The sequence below is a fragment of the Bacillus sp. BC05(2025) genome (assembly GCF_056725905.1).
Genome location: NZ_JBWYRA010000001.1, coordinates 597,070 through 617,240, shown reverse-complemented (window position 1 = coordinate 617,240; position 20,171 = coordinate 597,070). Strand labels below are relative to the sequence as shown.

The window sequence follows — 20,171 nt, the reverse complement described above, 5'->3', positions numbered from 1 at the left end:
AAAAAAATCTTATGAAAATATAGCGCTCTTAAAGAGTTTTGTTACAAGTTTGTTATGTTTGATTTAAAAAAAGGAAAGTAATATTTATTTGTAGAAAATTTTTAAGGATAAAAATAAGCTGAATATTCATGGTAAGAAAAGGGGGCACTTATATGCTAACAAATGATTTAGATTTCCGATTAGAACCACGTTTAAAAGAACTGTATGAACAACATAAAATAAGAGCGCAGAAGATAGACTGGGGTTATCATGAGTTTTTACCATGGGATAAGGGAATGGACTTTAAAAGAGTTCCTTGGGATGAAAGTCAAGTTACTCTCCCTTCTGGTGTAATTACGGCCATTGAAACAGCTTTATTAACAGAAGTGAATTTACCATGGTTTACAACGTATTTATCTGCGACTTTTAAAGGTTCCCTTTCTGTTATTACAGACTTTATTCATACTTGGACCTCAGAAGAGGATCAACATTCGAATTTATTAGAGACATATTTACTACTCACTCGAAGTGTAAACCCTAAACGTATACATGAATTAAGAAAATCAGTCGTTGAGTGTGGATTTGAGCCTGATTTTCATACACCAATCGAAGCCATGACATATACGACGCTACAAGAACTTGCAACAATGGTGTTTTACAATAATGTAGCTAAGGTGGCAAGTAAGCATGATCCAGATCTTGCTACATTATTACGCCGTCTTGCAAAAGATGAAACACTTCATTATGCGTTTTATCGAGACGTTATTCGAACACATTTAGAATTGGAACCAAATTATTGCTACTATATTGCCAATGTGATTAGGAATTTTAAAATGCCAGGTGCCGTCATGCCTGATTTTGAAAATAGAATGGCTGTGATTGCAAAAGAAGCAAACTATGGGCCACTACAATATTTTGATCAAGTACTTGATGTAGTGGTTGAGTATTGGGGGTTAAAAGACTTACGACCAATTGCCCCTCTAGCAGAAAAAGCAAGAATTGAGATTTTAGAGTATCATATAAGATTGAAAAAAATACGGGATCGATTTGGCCGTTTTCAAGGAAAAACTGATCTACGTTAATGAGTAGAGATTTCAGAATATACGCGTGGGAATTCCCTTTTCTTTTATTTGAAATCTAGAAAGCTCTCTATTATTTTGAGGCTGTTTTCCTTAATTTAACTTCTGAAGAAAAAAGTGATTGACACCAAAAATAAACTCATGATATTATTGAATTTTTGATAAAAAATAACATATGTGTTAAGCTTGAGAAGGTTACCACATATGGAGGTGGGTTATATGTTTCAAATTGGCGATAACATTGTTTATCCAATGCACGGAGCAGGTATAATTGAAGCCATAGAAGAAAAAGAATTCTCAGGGGAAAAACAACAGTATTATGTAATAAAAATGTCAATCAGTAAGATGCAAGTCATGATTCCTACGGGTAAAATATTGAATTCGAATATACGCCCAGTTACTGATATACTTGCATTAAAACACATTATACACATTTTTCAGCATGAAGAATCATGTAAATTACTGCCGTGGAAACAAAGGCATAAAGTAAACACGGACAAAATAAAAACGGGTGAAATACAAGAAGGTGCTGAAGTTGTACGTGATTTAATGCGTATGAAGAAAGAAAAAGCACTGAATACAAGCGAAAAAAAATTGTTGGATGATGCATATAAGTTTTTGGTTAGTGAACTAGAATTAATTAAAGGAATCACTGAAAATCAAATAAAAAGTTTCTGTTAAGATTTATTATAAATAATGTATGACATCTCTCGGAAATATCCTGAATTTTCTGGTCTATAATGATTATTAAAAGGAAGGTATTTCAAAGATATTCAATTTCTTCAACGCACTTTTAGAGTAGATACCTCTTTTGTTATTACTTCAATCTAATCCATTTTTATTTTTAAATTTCTTTTACGAACGTTTGAAGTTTCATCAAATAACTCGATTAAATAGTCAATTGATTTTTACAATCCTGATTCACACTGGCACGGACAAGGAGCCGTAAGGATGAAAGAGAGGTAGGGCTTTCATTGTTTTAGGTAATATACTATCTAAGTCATTATTTCTAGAAGAAAAAACAATCAATCTCACCACTATCTGTAAGAGTCCTTATATCTACTGAGACGGTGAATAGTAATTGTTTATCTTCTTTACGTAAAATTGATAAACGAACTGGTAACACCATATGGTCAACTACAAAAAATTGGTTTCCAGACCAGGAAACCAATTTAAATTTTATTTACATACCAATAGTAAATTAAGCAGTAAGAAGGAGACACACATGAAAAAAATGTTAACAAAAGAATTAAGTAATGAATTAAAGAAGCGAGAAGGGATCATCTCTATTACAGTTGAGTCTTATGAAAAAATCGAAGTTGGTGGAATTCGTGTAGATGGACCAGCTATTATTCTAATTAATCAAGAATAGGTAAAAATAGTTGCATACAAGGAGAAAAGGATCGGCCTTTAAGAGAAGGGGGATCCTTTTTGTTTGTTGCAGCTAATATGGGATATACATAACTTTTATCTGATTTGTTGGGATTAAAAGGAAGGAGAGGGTCGGGATTATCATGGTGGAGAGCTTAATATTGGTAGGATTTCTTTTTACGTTATATAAATTAGTTGATAAAAAACAAACTAATTATTTAAAACAATAGATTGTTTCCTTTTTAAGGGCTAGATTTATTTGAGAGTGAAATGGATTATTTAAAGGAGGAATTTAGATGGATGCAAGGAAAGAACGCATAAAATACGAGAAGATGTCAAAGAATTATGATCGTATTTATTTAGTTTCGTTTATCCTATTAATTGTACTTGTTTGTAGTAGTGTGATTATCATAGGAGCTACAGGGGGGAAATATGGAGTGTTTTTATTGTTAGCAATTTTACTTAACGCACGTATTACGAAAGAATCTCAAAAAAAGTATGAGTACTATTCTAATAAAGGGCGTATTTAAAATGATACATATCCTGAAAGGAACAACCTAGATGTACATTCAAAATATCCCTATATCATCACCTATTAACTAGTAAAAGTAACTTTATATAAATAATTTTTTAGCAATTTAGGAATAGAAACCGTATCTTATTAAAATGTTATTTCCGTTCATATAATGAATTATCCTTCTAGCATATTTATAAGATTTACATCATATATTAGGAGAAAGAATGCGAGTTAGAAAGGAGTCTTATAGAATGAGTTATTTGGAGGGAAATGACTTTAGTAAACAAAATATGGTAAGTGTACCTAATCCCTATGTATATCAGACATTACAATCAGTAATTGGTAAACATGTGGTTATTGAAACTGTAAGAGGAAATATAAGAGGTAAATTAAAGGATGTGAAACCCGATCATTTGCTCATTGAAGATACGGTGCCATATATTGTACGCATTCAACAAATTGTATGGATTATGCCAAAACAATAATCAAATTACATGTAATTTGATTTATAACAGATTAGCGTCATAGAGCATCAAATAAAAACACAGGGGTTTATCTCTGTGTTTCTTCAAATTTTCGTTTTTGGATATATGCTTGAGCATGGATAATTTCTTTCTGAAGTTCTTTTAATTCTTTCGTAGATCCAGATTCAATCCTCATGTACGTAGTAACTAGACTAATCATCATATCCATCTTCTCTACTATATTTTGAATGACCTGTTCAGATTGCTCTTTTTTAGGGTGTTGTATTGCTATTAAAGCATTTTCTATATAATTGTTCTTTCGTTGCTGGATATCATAAATAAACTGTTTTGTGTTTGAGTTCATTTGTTATTCCTCCGTTTTGGATATACTTCTATTCTATCATATTTGAATGGGAAATATGATATTACCCTAAATTCACACCTGTCTCGTATATCTCCTCAAATATATAACCTAATCTCTTAACGTACAGGGAACTAATCGAAATGTGTCAATTTTGTGTGAAACTTATAATTTTTTGACATAGTGCCCCCTTGTTGCAAGATGGAGCTGCAGCACCGTTCTATCAAATGGACCGTTTTTACTTGTAACGTTTTAAAGATGTATTGATAACTAAATGTTCATACCAGTTAATCGTTTGCTTTTCTCTGAGTACGTAATACCCTTTTTCTTTTCCGTATACACTTGTTTTTTCTTACGCTCTCCAAGTTGTTTTTCAGTTAATCGATATATAATAACTCGTGTAAATAGTTTTTTATCCTTTCCGATATAAGCATCTGATATTTCATAGACCTGTCCCGGTTTTAAGGTATTCATAATGTGTTCTAAATCAACTTTGATGTACTGAGACTGTTTTTTTTACTGTTCCATTTCGAAAGTATTCAGGAAACTCACTTTTGATATACACCATATTATTTAGTTTAAGTCGCGATATCATAGTATTTCTTTTGGTTTTTTATTTGATTCAAATTCATTCCAATTACAAAATTATAATAGCATTTCAATAGTAAGGCTATCTCTGCATTTTATCTTTATACCGTCATGCTATTATCTTGATATAATTATGTGGTATGTAGTAGTGACGGAAATAGTGAAAGATTTCTAATTGGTTAACATATAAAATGAACTATTTCTTCCTTACAATAAAATAAATCGTGGAGAAGATAAAAGATGCAAAGAACAATATTAATTGTAGAAGATGAAGATATTTTACGTGAAATTATGAAAGATTACTTATTAAACGAAGGGTATAACGTCTTAGAGGCGATTGATGGGAGAGAAGCGTTATCTATATTTGAAGAGTATGAGGTGCATTTAATTATTTTAGATATTATGTTACCGGAATTAGATGGTTGGACGGTTTGTCGGCGAATTCGGAAGAAATCTAATGTACCTATTATTATGCTAACGGCTCGGGTGGATGAGGATGATACTTTACTTGGATTTGAACTAGGAGCAGATGATTATGTTACAAAGCCATATAGTCCTCCTATTTTATTAGCAAGAGCAAAACGATTAATGGAAAGCCGATATTCTTCCGCTGCTAATGTACCAGCTGAAGACACATTAACGAGTAGTGGTATCCATGTACATTTTCCTTCTCGTACAGTAACTATAGATGGGGAAGACATAAATTTGACGCATACAGAATTTGAAATAGTAACGTATCTCATGCGAAATCAAGGAATTGTAATTTCGAGAGAACAACTAATCAATAAAATTTGGGGTTATGAATTCGCTGGGGATGATCGCACTGTTAATAGTCATATTCGTAATTTGCGTCATAAATTAGGACAAAAAGCAGCTTGTATTGTAACTGTTGTACGAGCTGGTTATAAATTTGAGGAACAAGTATGAAAAAAGGAATTGTATTAAAGTTATTTATGTTAACAACAGCATTATGCACACTTATTTTAGTAACTATTTTTATGGGACAAACTATATTTTTTAAGCAATACTACGCAAATCGAAAAGTGAATGATATTAAAACAAATATTCAATTCTTTGAAAAAGCATATATAAAAGCTGGAGATGATGCGAAAGTAATTCAAGAATTAGAACAAAATTTCTATCAAGAGAATGCGACATGGATTACAACGTTAGATCGTGTAGGAAATATAAAATATGCAAATGATTTTTCTATAGAAATTCAATTAGACCCTAACGAAAATAAGATATTTTCTGAACGTTCCATTCACATACCGTTGTATAGTTTTATCAATTTAGAAGATATACAAAGGATGAAATATAGTTTAGAACAAGGGAGTCATATTATTATCGACGGAGTACAGAAGGGGAATATAGTAGTCCCTGCGATGTTAACAATAAAAGAGAAGAATGTTGGGCTAGAGAACAAGCAACTTTCAGAAAGGTTGTATGGACCAAAAGCCGTATCTTCAAAAGAAAGTTCACAATTATATTTAGCAGGAATCATTCAAAACGTGCAATTACCGGAGGGAACTGTAGGAACGAACTTTATATATGGAAATCGTGTGCTTATAGATAGAATAAAGCAATTTCAGGTTGATTTATTATTGAATCAAAAATTTAATGATGTTACTTCTACAGAAATAATGGATTACGAAGAAAATGATATTAAATATAAACTTTTAATCAAGCCAACAAAAGACGCAGAGGGTAAGACAAACTATATATTTGCTATGACATCATTGCAACCAGTTGATGAAGCGGTGCAAATGATTAAGGATTATTATGTATATTTAATTATCTTTGTACTGATTTTAATTGTTTTAATATCGTTCTATTACTCAAAAAAAATCGCCAAGCCATTATTACAAATAAATGATACTACAAAAAAAATTGCGGGTTTAGATTTCTCAGAGACGATACCTATTACTACAAAGGATGAAATAGGTGATTTATCACAAAATATTAATACACTTTCTAAAGCTTTGCATTCGTACATTCATCAATTACAGCAAGATATAGAGAAAGAAAAACAATTAGAAAATACCCGTAAAGAATTTATTGAAGGTGTTTCACATGAGTTGAAAACACCTTTAAGTATTATGAAAAGTTGTATTTCCATTTTGGAGGATGGTGTTGCTAGTAATAAAAAGGATTATTACTTTAAAGCAATGTCAAAAGAAGTAGATAAAATGGATATGCTCATTATTGATATGCTGGAGTTAGCAAAATTCGAATCTGGTACGTATAAAATGGAAATGGATGTCTTTCATATTGATGAGATAATTGATTATATATGTGAGCAATTAACCGCAGATATAACAGCTAAGCAATTACATGTCCATAAACAACTTTCTAAAATTGAAGTTGTTGCAAACCAACATCGAATAGAACAAGTTATAACGAACTTTATTACGAATGCGATTCGTTATACACCAGAACAGGAGAATATTATTATTTCTACAATAGAAGAGGATGAACGTGTAAAAGTATGTATAGAAAATAAAGGGGCTCATATCGCGCCAGAACACTTAGAAAAAATATGGGACCGTTTTTATCGAGGAGATACGTCTCGTCAACGTTCTAAAGGTGGCACAGGATTGGGTCTTGCCATTTCAAAAAATATATTAGTGCTGCATGACGCGGAGTATGGTGTTTCAAATACAGAAGATGGAGTATTATTTTATTTCTATTTAAATAAAAACGTGTAGAATTTCTGTTCTACACGTTTTTATCATTTTTAAACAAAATCGACATTATCTGCATTTTATCTTTATCAGCATTTATTACTATTTTCATTAGAAACGGAATGAAAAGTTGATAAGGAGATTGTTAAAATGAAAAAAAGAGCGATATTACTTTTGCTTATAATAATAATGGGTACAGGCGTTAGTTTCATACATGCTAAAGGGTACAAAAATATATCAAAAGAGGATCTACGATTAAAAGGAAAAACAATTGTAATTGATCCGGGACACGGTGGAGGAGATAGAGGGACGAAAGGAAAGAAATTTGGAACGATTGAAAAAGAACTTAATTTAAAAGTAGCACAAAATATAAAGAAAGAATTAGAAGAAAGAACGGATGCAAAAGTTATATTAACACGTGAAAAAGATACGAGTTTACTTCCAGAAACAAAGCAAAAGGAAGAATTGCAAGCGCGTGTCAAAGTAGCGAAAGAACATGCGGCGGATCTTTATATTAGCATTCATCATGATGCTTTTGAGGATACAAATGTAAAAGGAATAACAACTCATTATGGAGCGAATAAAAGGAAAGATAAAAAATTAGCTAAGGTCGTACAAGAAGCTATTTTTGATCAAAATATAGACAGCCGAGATAGAGGCGTTCATGGCAGTGATTTTCTTGTCTTACGGGAAAATCCTTCTCCGGCTATCTTAATTGAATTAGGATTTACATCTAATGCGAGTGATGAAAAAAGAATGAATTCAGAAGAATTCCAAGAAAAATCGCAACAAGGTATTGTGGATGGCGTTATTAATTATTTTACGATGTAATAAAATAGGCAAATAGAAAAATACTATTCTTTCTAAATCTTAATTAGAAAGAGTAGTATTTTTTATTTTGGGTGTATATTTATTTTTCAAATTTAACAGTATTAATGAAACAAGTTCTTTTTTAAAAGTAAACACAATACGCTATTCTTTAACTGATTTCGACACTATCTGCATTTTATCTTTACCTGTCTCTATTAATCTATTTATTGTAAACATCGGTTGAAACGAATGATTCAGTCGAATAAAGGCTCAGCCTTATAAATAATGAAAATTAATAGGGAAAGGATCGGAAAATAATGAAAGAATCACAAAATAAGAAAAAAACAAGTGTAGTAACGAAGGCAATTATATCTTTAGGAGTTGTTTTAGCAACGACCTTTTTCACATTCTTTTTAATTGGGAAATGGAACTCTACCCCAGCGAAGGGAGTAGCTAATGAAAGTAGTAAACAAGTTAGTATGCAACAACAAGAAAAGAAAAAAGAGACACCACCGGCAAAACAGAAAAGACCTGATGGAAAACCGGTAGGAAAGGTTGTGTATTTAACATTCGATGACGGTCCTAGCGAATTAACTGGGAAATTTTTAGATGTACTAAAAGAGCAAAATGTCGCCTCGACATTTTTTATGCAAGGTAGCAATTTACAAAATACAGGTTTTCAGGAAAACGTAAAGCGAGCAGTAAAAGAAGGGCATTATATTGGTGCTCATAGTATGACACATAATAGTGATAAGTTATACAAAAAAGGACAATTTGTACCGGAGATGAAAGAAACGTTAGCTCTTATCCATAATATTACGGGCACAACGCCTAAACTAGTTCGTCCGCCATATGGATCTGCCCCAGGATTAAAGAGTGAGGAAATTCGTAATCAAATTGTAGAAGCAGCAATAAAAGTTTGGGATTGGACAATAGACTCAAACGATTGGAAATTAAAAGATAATCCAACTCAGATTATCGAAAATGTAAAGAAACAAACAACAGAAGAAGTTGAAGTTGTATTAATGCATGAAAAGGCGCAAACATTACAAGCTCTTCCTGAAATTATTAAATTTTATAAAGAGCAAGGGTATGAATTTGGGGTATATAATGATGAGGATTATTTTCGTCTAAACTTCCAGAAAGATCAACGTCTATAGTATAAACATAAATATCTTAAAAAGGTGTTTTTATTACTAAATCAATAATTAAGCCAAAAGTCGATTTCTTATACGATAAAGAAATCGACTTTTTTTATAAAGTTGACTTTTTGTTCAAAAAGGTTTATTCTACTTGTGCAAGTAACGACTTGCATTCGGGTTTGGATAAAGATTATGTGAAAGTTGGATGAAACGTGAATGAAATGACAAATACATCAGAACGTATTATTGAGGCTTTTTTAGAACTATTCCGCACTCATGGCTATAAGGGAACGACGACCCGCTCGATTTCGGAACTAGCGGGTGTAAATGAAGTAACGATCTTTCGGAACTTCGGAAGTAAAAAGAATATTATGGAAAAAGCCGTCGAATCCTTATCGCGTGGTATGGAATTGAATAAATTAATGCCTGGAGAGATGACTTGGAATCTTGAAGAGGACTTGCTGTCTATTGCAGAAGGGTATCTTGCATATATAGAAAAGTTAAAGGATTTAATTTTGATTAGTTTTCAGGAAGCTGAGATGTTTCCAGAGCTCAAAGAAAAAATTGCATTAATTCCTAATCAATTAAAAGATAATTTGGTTTCATATTTCATTGAGATGAGAGAAAAGGGTAAGCTTATTGAAACTGATATGGAAGCCCAGGCCATGAACTTTATCTGGATGAATTTCGGTTACTTTCTTTCTAATTCTCGCTTCGGCGACAATCTATTTTCAAATTCAAAAGAGACGTTTTTAAAACATAGTGTCCAACTATTTTCTAGGGGGTTAACTCCCTAGGTCTTTTTTTAAACCAAATGCAAGTAAGTACTTGCTATAATAAAACAACAAGGAGTACGACAATGAAAACTTTAAAAAATTTCTTTAAATTCCCCCCAACATTCATTGGAATTGCAACAGCATTTGCCTTTCTGTTAATTTTCTTTTGTGTGTGGATGACTGCATACGATGGTGTTACTGATCGGGTAAACCAATTAAAAGTCGGATTAGTTAATGAAGATAATCAAATGGGAACCGATATTGAAAAAAGCTTGAAGGAAAATCTGCCCTTTAAAGTTAAAAGCTATAGCTCGGTAACGCACGCCCAAAAAGACATGGATAACAGGAACTTAGATATGGTTATTCAAATTCCTGCAAATTTCTCAAGCCTATTGAAAGAAAATAATACTACAGAGATTAACTATTTCATCAATCAAGCAAACTCATCTTTGGCAAAACAGATTATGGAAGGCGCGGCAAAGGATATTACGCAAACAGTTAATAAAAATGTATATGCGTATAAACAAAAGCTTATTTCATCTAACCTATCTAACGAACTAAGTACAGTGATGCCGTCAGAAGAATTGGCCCAAAAGTTATCAGAAAACATTACGAAAGCTGTGAGTTCATTAAACATTGATTCTGTGCAATCATCTGTCGAAAAAACAAACAATACAGATGGCTTTGCAGCAACCATGATTCCATTTTTAATTGTTCTTGCTTCATGGGTTGGAGCTATGCTTATGAGTTTAAATCTTAATATTGTTGCAACAATATTAAAAAACACGCACGGAAAATGGTCTATATTTTTATCAAGACAAGTTATTAATATTGTCGTATCTGTTATTTTAGCTATTATAACGTTATTATTGATGACCGTATTTAACGTTAAATTGAATACAAGCTTGTTTGAAACATGGATATTCCAAACCCTTGTCTTTTTCTCTTTCTTAAGCGTAACACAAATGTTCATCGTTCTATTTGGCCCTGCTGGTATGATGTTTAATATCATATCACTGTCAGTACAATTAGTTACTTGTGGGGTAATTGTTCCAAAAGCGTTACTATCCAATTTTTATCAAACTGTAGGTTCTCTTTTCCCTGGAACTTATGTAGCCAACGGATATCAAACAATAATTTTTGGTGGGGGAAATCTATCACACGATATGAATATTCTTCTTTGCACTTCAATCATTACCATTCTTATAGCGGTGGGGAGAATCATACTGCAAAGAAATAGTAAAAGTGAATCAATCAAACAAACGGCCAACAGATAAAAAGCTTATGGTCATTAGATGATGATACATTTATAGCTTTCTTTTACAGGTAGCACCATACCAGCTGAAAATAAGAAGGATTCTAATGAACACAATTAACGTTTACATTATCTTTTTTGAATGAAAAGGGTGAAGAGATTAAAAAAATATTTTACCTGTAGTTAAAAATGTTCACGATTTTACGGTAAGCAATGTAACTAAAGAAGAGGTTCAACAGTTAAATAATTTGTTAAGAAAATTATTTAATGTAAGTTATTAATCAGTGGTTCCTTATAAAATTTTTATCTTTTATAGGGAACCGAAATTTTAAATTTTATATGTTATAGCATATAAAATTTCACCTCTTACCTTATAAACATGTAAAGTCCAAAATCTACATAAAGGAGTGGATACATTATGATGAATGAAAAGGTAGCAATTATAACTGGAGCTAGTAGAGGAATCGGAGCCGCGGCGGCAAAGCTGTTTGCTGAACATGGAGCGAAGGTAGTTGTAAACTATGCCAATAATAAAAAAGCTGCACAAGAGGTAGTAGAATCTATTCGTGAAAAAGGTGGTGAATCTATAGCCATTCAGGCAGATGTTAGAAATCAAGATGAAGTAGATTCTTTAGTAAAAGAGACAATTTTACAATTTGGAAAGGTTGATGTTTTAGTAAACAATGCAGCCATTTCTTTTGCTATGAAATCCCTCTGTGATATGGAATGGGATGAATTTAGATCTAAATTAGAAGAAGAAGTTAAGGCAGCTTTCATTGCAACAAAGTCAGTACTACCTTTTATGAAAGAACAAAAATATGGAAAGTTAGTGTATATTTCAAGCAATTTAAGTCATCTACCTTTGCCTAATTTTATTGCTCATGGAACAGCAAAAGGAGCACTTAATTCTTTCGTAAAGTATGTAGCACAAGAGTTAGGTCCGTTTCATATCACAGCAAATGTAGTAGCGCCGGCTATGGTTGAAACGGATGCGACTTCACAAAACCCTGTAGAGATAAAAGAACAGGTGAAAATGTCCACTCCATTAGGGAGGATTGCTAAACCAGAGGATATTGCACGTTCTGTATTGTTTTTTGCAAGTGATCAAAGTGCATTTGTTACAGGTACATATGCTCCTGTATCGGGTGGCATGGAAATGAACAATTAGTTATTAAAAAGTCTTAACATAGCACGTTCACTCGCAGCTTATAGGTGGTAATCCAATTACATTAATATCTGATCCAAACAATTCCAAAAGAATGTAATATGGTATTTTTGATAGAGGGTTATGGAGAAGAAAAGATGGAGTGGAATCTATAGTGCAAGAGGGCTTGTATCTGGTAGCTATCAAATTATATACATTGAAAAAGGCCACTTTAACGTAGTATTTTAATCAATGATTTTATTATGGAGAGAAATTCCTTCTGAACCGTGTCTCTAATCGTTAGTTAACTGTCTAACAATTGGAGGCACGGTTTTATTGTGTCTATAAAGTATAAATTTGAATTAAGAAGACAAGCCTTTGAACATTATTTAAATACAAATATTTTAATAAGATTTACCCTAGAAAATCAAAAAACAGGAATATATACAAAGATTTGCGAAATAACAATACAAGAACTTTCTCATCTTCTCCGGAATGTCCTTTTTAGAAATCTATGCAAAAGAGCCTTTATTGTAAGAGTATCTTGTTGGTAATGATCAAAAAAATCTATATTGTAACATAAAAAAACACTATGATATGAAAGGATACCTTGCAACAATCCCAATAAATTCTTCTCAATAATTGAAAATAAAATCAATCCAGATTATTATATTGTTATTGTAAATTTATTTTATTGAAGGAGGATACATTGATGAAAAGCTCAAAAGGCGCTATTGAATCAGAGATAAGCAAAGCAATTACTCACTGGGAAAAGGATTACTTAGGACGCGGGTCTATATCCGTTAAGACAGATATATTACGGGATATGATTATTGTAAATTTACAAGGTATTTTAACACCGGCTGAATATACTGTTTGCGAAACAAAAGACGGTATGCTAACGATAAAGAAAAATCGTTCGGAGCTAGTTGAATCTGGAATCGATGATCTGAAAGAGATTATACTAGAATTAACTGGAGAGAAAGTGAAAAGCTTTCATACCGATATAAGCTCCCGTACAGGCGAACGAGTAATGATTTTTAAATTGCTTCATAATCTTGAGGAAAAATTTTAAAAATACCTTAAGGTTAGTGAAAGGATTAAGAAACCTACAAGTTTTGTACTTTATTAACAGGCTAATAATTAAAAACTTGAAGTTATTTAGGTATAATAAATCTTAATTCAAATAACTCTAAAAAAACGGATTAAGAAATTGACAAACTGCTTAATATGGTTTATCTTATAATTGTTTTAAAAAATTGATAGATGCTCATTTTAACAGTTTGCTATAATTAAGGCTTTAGCATTTTTTTAATATGTAATATTGACTAAATGAAAAAGTTTCTTAATGAAAAGATAGCACATAACATAAATTGATATATTGATTGCATAATCTAGGAGATCAGAAATATATTTTTCTTTTTAACAGGAGTAATACATACATTATTATCCTCTATAAAATGGGAGCTCTTCAAAAAACTTTACTGAAGTTAGTTGAAGGGAAACCGACAATCTCCATAATTCAATGATGATATAAAATCATTGAATTATGGAAGTTGTCGGTTTTTTTTATGGAAAAAAACGATGTACTAAAAAGAGTGAATAGAAATTGAAATTAAAAAACTATCTTAAAAGAAATTTTTATAGGTTATTTTCGTTGGGAAGGGAGTATTGTACATGTTAATTTCGCTGAGTTCATCAACACTGTTAACATTATTTTTTATGGCGCTTAGTGCTTCTTGGCTAAGTGGATTATTGTTTTTACATGCAAGGATGCCTTTACGTTTTGTTCATATCCATATCGGTATCGCTGCACTGCCTTCATTGGTTTCTTTACTCGCACTTGTTAATCACAATGGAGATAGCGTTGTGGGCCCTTGGCATTTAGATACTTTAGCTTGGTTCATGGCTTTCTTTGTTCTTACAATTGGTTTAATCATTCAGCGTTTTTCTGTACGTTACTTACTAGGAGATCGCTCATATCGAAAATACTTTGCACTTTTTACATGTACTACAGGTGTATCTTCGGTTGCATGGTTAAGTAATGATTTTCGTTTCATGATTATTTGTTGGGGAGCAACTCTTATAGGATTGGTTCTACTTATAGGGCTAAATAAAGGGTGGAAAGTAGTTAGCGAAGCAACAAAAATTTCTAGTTATTTATTTACAATAAGCTGGATCGCCTTGCTAGCAGCTATCATTTGGCTTTTTCAAGTCACTGGACAGTGGCAGTTCACATCAGTTTTAACGAATGAAAATGTAGCTCAATTTGGAACATTGGAGAAAACAGGAATTAACTTATTGATTATAGTAGCTGTGATGATTCCAGCAGCACAATGGCCTTTCCAAAGGTGGTTAATTGAGTCAGCTGTTGCTCCAACTCCTGTTTCTGCTATTATGCATGCGGGGTTAGTAAATGCTGGTGGTATCATGTTAACTAGATTTTCACCTCTTTTTCATGATGATATTGCACAAATTATTTTACTAATTTTCTCTAGTATTTCTGTCTTAATCGGAACAGGAATTAGCCTAGTTCAAGTTGATTATAAACGTCAGCTAGTGGGGTCAACTATTGCGCAAATGGGGTTTATGCTTATTCAATGCGCATTAGGAGTCTATTTGGCGGCTGTTATTCATTTAATTTTACATGGTTTGTTTAAAGCTACGCTGTTTTTACAAGCTGGTTCTTCCGTACAACGTTTTGGGGTAGTGAAGCCGTCCAATGAAAAGATATCTAATTTATGGACTATGGTCGGACGTGTTTTCGGATTATTTATAGCGATTGCTTTTTGGTTTACGACTTCTGGAGAAGGGTATCAATTCGTTAGTGCGTTCATCTTAGGTTGGTCATTAAATGTTTCATGGAAACAGCTTGTTGTTTTTGGAGAGGGAAGAATGGGGCGAATTGTTGGCGTATTTATTTTAGCTGGATTTTCTCTCATTTACTTTACCGTTCATAACTCTCTTTATAAATGGTTGCATACTGACATGTATCAAAATGTTCAACCTTCAGCTCCAGCCGTTATTTTTGTTATATGTCTCTTATTATTTGGTAGTGCTATTAGTACTCTCGTTACTCGTAATCAATCCTCGACAATATTTGCTGTAATGTATCTTTGGTTCGTTCGAGTAGGTGAGGCGAGACAAAAGTCAGTAGAAAGTCATCCAAGCTATCTGAAACATTATGTATCAAAGGGAGGTAATCAGTGATGAGCATACAGTCAATCGTAACGAAAGAAACTTTAAAAAAGAAAGATACAAACATTGAAATACAAGAAAAGAATATGAATGATTTAGTGGAATCTGCTAGCCGAGTGATTGCACCACTTTGGCCGATTGCTACATTTGCAGCTCATCATCCTTGGATGGGACTTGAAAAACAATCATTTGAACAAGTTGCAGATTGGTTAAAAGAAATTCGTAATGTGGATATATATCCTAGTGCTGCTATGATTCATTCGGCAAAGGCAAAAGGTGAGATTGAGGAATCATTTTTACAAAGTGGCTTGTCTCGTTGGCTTGATTCACAATCTTTTCATATCCCGCGAAAGAAAGCGGAGCAGTTTTGCCAAGCAGCTTTAAAATTAGAGGAATTACCTTCTAGTCTATTATCATCGCCACAATTAAATAAACTGGCAGAAGAAATGAGTTATATAAATACAGGAAGTATGAAAGACTCCTCTATGCAACCTGTAAGTACACTGATAGAGAATCAAAAGGGTGACAACCTATCTGATATTCTTAATTATCATATTATTAAATGGTGTAAATTATATCTTGATGGCTCCGGGTCATGTTGGACGATGCCAAATCGAGAAAAAGGTTTGTATCGTGCATGGCATCACCTTATTAAATTTGATCCAGCGCTCAGTAAAAATGAGCGTAGCGTTTTAAAAGATTGGCCAGAGGATGCCGAGGTAGCTTTAACAAGAGCGTTATCTGAACTAGGAATTTCTGAATCTAACATGCAAGCTTACCTTGAGGGGCACTTGCTTGCTTTGCCTGGGTGGGCAGGAATGATACTATGGCGTTCCCGACAGTCAACTCAGGAGCAGGAACTCGTTATAGAATATTTAGCAGTTCGAATTTCTATGGAGCTGGCCATTGTAAAATCTTATTTACCTATAAAAAATCAAAAGGCTGAGAAAAAAGTTGCGATTGTCCCACTTATAGCTTCTTGGATCTATTGGGGGAATATTTCAACCCTGGAATGGTCACAAATGTCTGCAGCTGAACAAAGCGAATTATTAGCATTTGCATATCGTTTTGATGAAAATATTCGCAGAAAACTTTGGCTAGAAGCTTGGGAACAGACGCATGCAGAGCAATTAAGGGAGAAGATTGCTTCTAAGCAACGTGCAACTAATGATAAAAAACGTGTACTAGCTCAATTAGCATTCTGTATTGATGTCCGTTCAGAACCGTTTCGTCGCCACCTAGAAAAATTAGGTCCGTTCGAAACGTTTGGAATAGCTGGTTTCTTTGGGTTACCAATTGCGACTAGTGAACTAGGTAGTAATGACAGCCATCCTTCTTTGCCAGTTATATTAAAACCGAAACATCAAATAAAAGAGCTCACGGATGAAAATGAATATAAATCTTATCAACAACGTAAGAAGATAGATAGCTCAGTAAGCTATACGTTTAAAACGATGAAACAAAATGTACTGACAAGTATGTTACTACCTGAGGTAAGTGGCCCTTTACTTGGTCTACAAATGGTGACAAGGAGTTTTGTGCCAAGAAGAGTAGGTAGTTTCCTTCGTAACCTTCGTAAAACGATGTTACAAAAACCTGATACAACATTCTCACTTAATCATGTTCATGATACAAAATGTGAGATACCTATCGGTTTTACGAAAGAAGAAAAAGTGAACTATGTGCGTCAAGCTTTAAAAATGGTGGGATTAACAGAAAAATTCGCGCCTTTAGTTGTAATGTGCGGACATAGTAGTCAAAGTACGAACAACCCTTATGCTGCAGCGCTTGAGTGTGGTGCTTGTGGCGGAGCAGCAGGGGGATTTAATGCAAAAGTTTTCGCTACTTTATGTAATCTTGCAGAAGTAAGAGAGGCTTTGTCTGCTGAAGGCATTAATATTCCGGAGGATACCATTTTTGCAGCAGCTGAACATAAAACAACAGTGGATGAATTGGAATGGATTTACGTCCCAGAACTTTCGGAAACTGCGCAAGAAGCATTTGATAGTATTGAGTCGGTTATGCCAAATGTCAGCCAACATGCAAATAGAGAGCGTTTAACACAATTACCTAATTTTAAAACGAAAATAAAAAATCCGAGTACAGAGGCACATCGATTTGCAGAAGATTGGAGTGAAATACGTCCGGAATGGGGATTAGCCCGTAATGCATCTTTTATTATCGGGCAACGTGAATTAACTCAGGATTGCGACTTAGAAGGTAGGGCTTTCCTTCATAATTATGATTGGAAACAGGATGAAAGTGGAGATATATTAGCTAGTATCATTGCAGGACCAGGAACAGTAGCTCAGTGGATAAATCTCCAATATTACGCTTCAACTGTAGCTCCTCATTATTATGGTAGTGGAAACAAAACAACCCAAACTGTAACGGCAGGTCTCGGTGTTATGCAAGGGAATGCAAGTGACTTGTTGCCAGGCTTACCTTGGCAATCCGTTATGCAGTCAGATAGTGAGACGTATCATTCACCACTTCGTTTACTAATTGTAATTCAAGCACCTATTGAATATATAGAGCGTTTGCTAAATAAGGATTTCACATTTCGAGAAAAAGTTCAAAATGGATGGGTTAGACTGGCAAGTGTTGATCCAGAAGGACAATGGAAAAATTGGTAACAATCATGTCATAAATAATCAACTATCGTTACTAGTTTAAAAGTTTCATAGCTATAATCATGAAGAAGGAGTGCTCCATATGAATTCAAAGAATAAAAAAGTATTAGTATTAACAGACATTGAACACAGAATAGAGCCTATTATCCAGCAAGTAACTAACATTCAACAAGAAAACATGTTGACTATACACAGCTATGATTCTGTAATTGTACATCCTTATGGAGATATAATGAGATCTATTATTATTGCTATTTATGAAGAAAATGTGGAAGAAATTTTTGTTGTCGGAATAGAGGATAAAGAAACTGATGTAGTTAATCTACAAATTCAACGTGATTCCATCAAAAATAACAGAGAAATAGACTATCTCTTTAAAAATTGCATGCCTGAATTTTCAAGTGGTAGCCTGAATGCATGGTTAAGTGGACAAGAAAATGTTAGTGAAAATATTGAAAAGAGTATAGATATGATTCGTCATCATCCGTTAGTACCTTCTGATATTAAAGTTCATGGTTTTATGATTGATAGAACAGGTGAAAAAGAAACGGTTGTTAAAATTGCTACTAATAAAATAGTTGGAAAAGTTAATTAATCTATGAAAGACAAATAAATTCTTATGTATCAATTGCTGTTGTATAATAAATTTTATTATGTTTTTAGAATCAGAAGAGGTAGCCATGCAAAATAAAATTATCGTTATGTTTCAAAAAGATTTTCGTTTATATGATAACCCAGCTTTATTTGAGGCTGTTCAGTCTGGTGAGGTTGTTCCGGTATATGTACATGACGAAGCTTTTCCAATAGGAAGTGCGTCAAAGTGGTGGTTACATCATGCTATAATAGATGTTCAAAAGCAACTTGAGACATTGGACTCTACTTTAATAATTCGCCAAGGAAATACACAGGAAGAAATACTTTCTCTCATAGAACAGTTAGGTATAACGGCTGTATATTGGAATATTTGTTATGATCCGGACAGATTACAATCTAATGAAAAAATGAAAATAATGTTAGAAGGTAAAGGTATTATCTGTAAGGAATTTAATTCACATTTATTATTAGAACCGTGGATTATAAAAAAGAAGGATAACACTGAATATAAGGTGTTTACGCCTTTTTACAATGCATTTCAAAAGCAGGTATTACCTAAACCTATTAGCAGAGTGCAGAGTATAAAGTGGGGAAGCTCTTTACCAGCAAGCTTATCTGTTTCAGAATTACGTTTGCTGCCGACTATACCGTGGACATCTCATATGGAATCAATATGGGATCCTACAGAAGAAGGGGCATACAAAACATATAAGAAGTTTTTCTCTAGCAAATTAGCGTCTTATAGTGAAGGAAGAGATTTTCCAAATGAAAATGCTCATTCGATGTTGGCACCTTATCTTTCATTCGGCCAAATATCAGTGAGATGGATATATCATTACTTAATCAATAAAAGTACCGAAAGACAATGTAGTCTTTTTGAAAAACAAGTGAATAGCTTTATACGTCAATTAATCTGGCGAGAGTTTTCTTATTATTTGCTATATCATTATCCATCTACAGTATATAAACCTCTTAATAAGAGCTTTGAACATTTTCCGTGGAATAAGGAAGAGGAGTTATTAAGAGTATGGGAGAAGGGTGAAACTGGCTATCCGTTTATTGATGCGGGAATGCGAGAACTATGGCAAACAGGTTTTATGCATAATCGCGCAAGAATGGCTGTAGCCTCTTTTCTTGTAAAGCATTTGTTAATTCCGTGGCAAGAAGGAGCAAAATGGTTTATGGATACACTACTAGATGCTGATATTGCAAATAATACAATGGGATGGCAATGGGTTGCTGGAAGTGGGGCAGATGCATCACCGTATTTTCGTATTTTTAATCCCATCACACAAGGAGAAAAGTTTGATAAAGAGGGGGAGTATATAAGAAAATGGGTACCAGAATTAAGAGAGATGCCTAATAAATATATACATAAACCTTGGGAAGCACCTGAGTATATTTTACAAAAGGCCAATATACAGCTCGGTCATACATATCCTTTGCCAGTTGTTGATCATAAGGCAGCACGTGAGAGAGCACTTTGTGCATATAAAAGTATGAAAGAGTTCGTATAAAATAGGTTAAACAATATGTATTTTAAATTTTAATATTAGAATGTTATCCATTACAAAGA

Annotated in this window: 18 protein-coding genes and 1 pseudogene; 17 read left to right on the top strand and 2 right to left on the bottom strand. The window is 33.3% G+C overall.

The features are described from left to right. Nucleotides 1–152 precede the first annotated feature (152 nt). From ACZ76X_RS03295 to ACZ76X_RS03275, 5 genes are all read left to right on the top strand, one after another. Entirely contained in the window at nt 153–1,061 is a 909-nt protein-coding gene (locus tag ACZ76X_RS03295; RefSeq protein ID WP_000957102.1) for an acyl-ACP desaturase, read from the top strand. 216 nt (nt 1,062–1,277) lie between these two features. Continuing rightward, complete coding sequence (locus ACZ76X_RS03290; protein ID WP_479849522.1) at nt 1,278–1,739, top strand: CarD family transcriptional regulator; 462 nt, start codon at nt 1,278–1,280, stop codon at nt 1,737–1,739. A gap of 544 nt (nt 1,740–2,283) precedes the next feature. Next, on the top strand, nt 2,284–2,430 hold the full coding sequence (locus tag ACZ76X_RS03285) for a BC1881 family protein (RefSeq protein ID WP_000738548.1): 147 nt from the start codon (nt 2,284–2,286) through the stop codon (nt 2,428–2,430). Nucleotides 2,431–2,725: 295 nt separating this feature from the next. Then, on the top strand, nt 2,726–2,959 hold the full coding sequence (locus tag ACZ76X_RS03280; protein ID WP_000340034.1) for a hypothetical protein: 234 nt from the start codon (nt 2,726–2,728) through the stop codon (nt 2,957–2,959). 238 nt (nt 2,960–3,197) lie between these two features. Then, nucleotides 3,198–3,431 (top strand): YuzF family protein, encoded by a 234-nt coding sequence (locus ACZ76X_RS03275; RefSeq protein WP_000120818.1) that lies wholly within the window; start codon nt 3,198–3,200, stop codon nt 3,429–3,431. 67 nt (nt 3,432–3,498) lie between these two features. Here ACZ76X_RS03275 and ACZ76X_RS03270 read toward each other — a convergent pair whose 3' ends face one another. Both ACZ76X_RS03270 and ACZ76X_RS03265 read right to left on the bottom strand, forming a co-directional pair. Continuing rightward, the gene (locus tag ACZ76X_RS03270; protein WP_001087713.1) at nt 3,499–3,774 is read right to left on the bottom strand and encodes a hypothetical protein; all 276 of its coding nucleotides are present in this window, start codon (nt 3,772–3,774) and stop codon (nt 3,499–3,501) included. Nucleotides 3,775–4,044: 270 nt separating this feature from the next. Then, nucleotides 4,045–4,363, bottom strand: a pseudogene (locus tag ACZ76X_RS03265) (IS4 family transposase); the annotation flags it as partial. Nucleotides 4,364–4,599: 236 nt separating this feature from the next. On the opposite strand from ACZ76X_RS03265, the gene ACZ76X_RS03260 reads away from it, so the two are divergent. From ACZ76X_RS03260 to ACZ76X_RS03205, 12 genes are all read left to right on the top strand, one after another. After that, entirely contained in the window at nt 4,600–5,286 is a 687-nt protein-coding gene (locus ACZ76X_RS03260) for a response regulator transcription factor (RefSeq protein WP_479849521.1), read from the top strand. Then, nucleotides 5,283–7,067, top strand: coding sequence for a sensor histidine kinase (locus tag ACZ76X_RS03255; RefSeq protein WP_479849520.1), 1,785 nt, complete (start codon nt 5,283–5,285; stop codon nt 7,065–7,067). The genes ACZ76X_RS03260 and ACZ76X_RS03255 overlap by 4 nt, the downstream gene beginning before the upstream one ends. A 126-nt stretch (nt 7,068–7,193) precedes the next feature. Beyond that, entirely contained in the window at nt 7,194–7,874 is a 681-nt protein-coding gene (locus ACZ76X_RS03250) for an N-acetylmuramoyl-L-alanine amidase family protein (RefSeq protein ID WP_479849519.1), read from the top strand. Between the two features lie 296 nt (nt 7,875–8,170). Next, nucleotides 8,171–9,013 carry a polysaccharide deacetylase family protein gene (locus tag ACZ76X_RS03245; protein WP_479849518.1) on the top strand — a complete coding sequence of 281 codons (843 nt, stop codon included), beginning with the start codon at nt 8,171–8,173 and terminating at the stop codon, nt 9,011–9,013. 194 nt (nt 9,014–9,207) lie between these two features. After that, nucleotides 9,208–9,792 carry a TetR/AcrR family transcriptional regulator gene (locus ACZ76X_RS03240; protein ID WP_061659179.1) on the top strand — a complete coding sequence of 195 codons (585 nt, stop codon included), beginning with the start codon at nt 9,208–9,210 and terminating at the stop codon, nt 9,790–9,792. Nucleotides 9,793–9,854: 62 nt separating this feature from the next. Continuing rightward, on the top strand, nt 9,855–11,048 hold the full coding sequence (locus ACZ76X_RS03235) for a YhgE/Pip domain-containing protein (RefSeq protein ID WP_479849517.1): 1,194 nt from the start codon (nt 9,855–9,857) through the stop codon (nt 11,046–11,048). A 396-nt stretch (nt 11,049–11,444) separates the two neighbouring features. Then, nucleotides 11,445–12,194, top strand: a complete 750-nt coding sequence (locus ACZ76X_RS03230) for an SDR family NAD(P)-dependent oxidoreductase (protein ID WP_479849516.1) — start codon at nt 11,445–11,447, stop codon at nt 12,192–12,194. 688 nt (nt 12,195–12,882) lie between these two features. Continuing rightward, complete coding sequence (locus ACZ76X_RS03225; protein WP_061659178.1) at nt 12,883–13,245, top strand: Na-translocating system protein MpsC family protein; 363 nt, start codon at nt 12,883–12,885, stop codon at nt 13,243–13,245. Between the two features lie 602 nt (nt 13,246–13,847). After that, nucleotides 13,848–15,380, top strand: a complete 1,533-nt coding sequence (locus ACZ76X_RS03220; RefSeq protein WP_479849515.1) for an NADH dehydrogenase subunit 5 — start codon at nt 13,848–13,850, stop codon at nt 15,378–15,380. Continuing rightward, nucleotides 15,380–18,004, top strand: coding sequence for a DUF2309 domain-containing protein (locus ACZ76X_RS03215; RefSeq protein ID WP_479849514.1), 2,625 nt, complete (start codon nt 15,380–15,382; stop codon nt 18,002–18,004). The genes ACZ76X_RS03220 and ACZ76X_RS03215 overlap by 1 nt, the downstream gene beginning before the upstream one ends. A 79-nt stretch (nt 18,005–18,083) precedes the next feature. Beyond that, complete coding sequence (locus ACZ76X_RS03210; protein ID WP_479849513.1) at nt 18,084–18,596, top strand: carbonic anhydrase; 513 nt, start codon at nt 18,084–18,086, stop codon at nt 18,594–18,596. Nucleotides 18,597–18,681: 85 nt separating this feature from the next. Then, nucleotides 18,682–20,112, top strand: a complete 1,431-nt coding sequence (locus tag ACZ76X_RS03205) for a cryptochrome/photolyase family protein (RefSeq protein WP_479849512.1) — start codon at nt 18,682–18,684, stop codon at nt 20,110–20,112. Nucleotides 20,113–20,171: the final 59 nt, after the last annotated feature.